The organism is Streptococcus sp., from assembly GCF_032481935.1.
GTDB lineage: Bacteria > Bacillota > Bacilli > Lactobacillales > Streptococcaceae > Streptococcus.
Window position 1 is genome coordinate 1 of record NZ_JAWERU010000102.1, and the last position, 1,052, is coordinate 1,052.

1 protein-coding gene is annotated in these 1,052 nt (G+C 62.4%); it reads left to right on the forward strand.

What is annotated here, in order from left to right; genetic code table 11:
- The coding region (locus E7C97_RS09555) for an ABC transporter family substrate-binding protein (protein WP_316109084.1) at positions 1-1,052 on the forward strand (1,052 nt) is incomplete at both ends.

Consider the following 1,052-nt stretch of genomic DNA (forward strand, 5'->3'; position numbering starts at 1 on the left):
ACGTAAGCTGACCGCGCTCGCCGCGGCCACTGCGGCGCTTGCCATGCTGCTTGCCGGCTGCGGCGCGGGCAATGGCAACGGTTCCAGCAACGCCTCGAGCGCCACCGAACCGCCGGCCGGCATCGATTCGTCATACACCGGCGACCTGCCCATGCCGAAGGTCACCGAGCGTTACGACAACCACCAGAGCCGTGACAACGTCAAGGACGGCGGCACGCTGACCCTGTCCATCGTCGAAATCGGCCCGAACTGGAACTACCTGTCTTCTGACGGCAACACCGGCTACATGTCCGAGCTGTGGAGCTGGTACCAGCCCAGCCTGCTCATGACCGACCAGGTCAATGGCTCCCCGATTAAGGTGAACCCGGACTTCCTGACCGACATGAAGCTCGTGAGCAAGGACCCGATGGTCGTGCAGTACGACATCAACCCGAAGGCCAAGTGGAACGACGGCTCCGACATCGACTGGACCGCCTTCAAGGCCACGTGGGAAGCCAACAACGGCTCCAACCCGGACTACAACCCGCCGAGCACCGACGGCTTCGACCGTATCGCTAGCGTTGAGCAGGGCGACAGCCCGAAGCAGGTCAAGGTGACCTACAAGACCCCGTACTACCCGTGGCAGGAAGTCTTCAGCGCTCTGGTGAACCCGAAGGCCGCCGACCCTAAGACCTTCACCCAGGGCTGGGTGAAGAACCCGCACAACGAGTGGGCCGCCGGTCCGTACAAGGTCGACTCCTTCTCCGACTCCCAGGTCACCTTCGTGCCGAACGAGAAGTGGTGGGGCAACAAGCCGAAGCTGGACAAGATCGTCTACAAGCAGATGGCCGACACCGCCTTCCAGAACGGCGAGATCGACGCCGTGGAGGCCTACACCAAGGACGACATCAAGGCCATCCGTTCCGTCAAGGACGCCCAGCTGCGCATCGGCTACAGCACCAAGACCCGCGTGTTGGAGTACAACGGCAAGTCCAAGCCGCTTGACGACCTGCAGGTGCGTAAGGCCATCACTCAGGCCTTCGACGTGAACACCTACAACAACGTGCAGTTCC